This is a genomic window from Pseudaeromonas pectinilytica (assembly GCF_054780855.1).
The window spans coordinates 1-632 of the sequence record NZ_BAAGVN010000160.1; the positions used below are offsets into that span (position 1 = coordinate 1).

1 protein-coding gene is annotated in these 632 nt (G+C 50.9%); it reads right to left on the bottom strand.

The annotated features are described in order from the left end of the window. Positions 1-20 precede the first annotated feature (20 nt). The coding region (locus tag ACYVG7_RS09975; protein WP_460882980.1) for an ISAs1 family transposase at positions 21-632 on the bottom strand (612 nt) is incomplete at its 5' end.

Consider the following 632-nt stretch of genomic DNA (forward strand, 5'->3'; position numbering starts at 1 on the left):
CAGGGCGAACGCATGAGTGTCTAGTTTTTGAGCGATACGGATAATCCGGCAATCAGCACCTTCTCCAAGTGTTCTGTTTTCATCCAGCATCGCTTCTGTTTGCCAACAATACTGAGCTTGGTTGGTTCCGCTCTGAGCATGTTCAGGGCTAGATGTCGCAAGCAGGCCAAGTTTTCCGCTGCGTGATCTTTGTATATCTGACAGGCATCTTCTTGCATGCTCACATCTAACACCCAGTGCATCGATTCTATGGCCCAGTGTTCCCGGACCGCGCTGGCTACTTGTTCTGCACTCATGATTTTCGAGCTAATGTAGTAGCGATACTCCATGCTGACGGGTTTACCCTTCTCTGTCCGAAAGCTGGTTATCATCGCGAGCGTTTTGAGTCCTTTCCAGCGAGAAAAATTGCCTTCCAGTGTGCTCGCATCAAGGACCTGGCACAGGCGAGACTCTATACGACCATGCTGTTTTTCAGTCTGTAATGCCTCCAGCGAGGAGGCATCGTTGCGTAAGGCGCTGAAGGCCTGCTGGACCGCTTTGGACAAATTGCCCTGATTGCCTTTTACTGCCAGTAGGTAGTCACCCTTCTGCTCAATGATGGTCTTGGCAATCTTGGTTTGGCAGGCCATGGC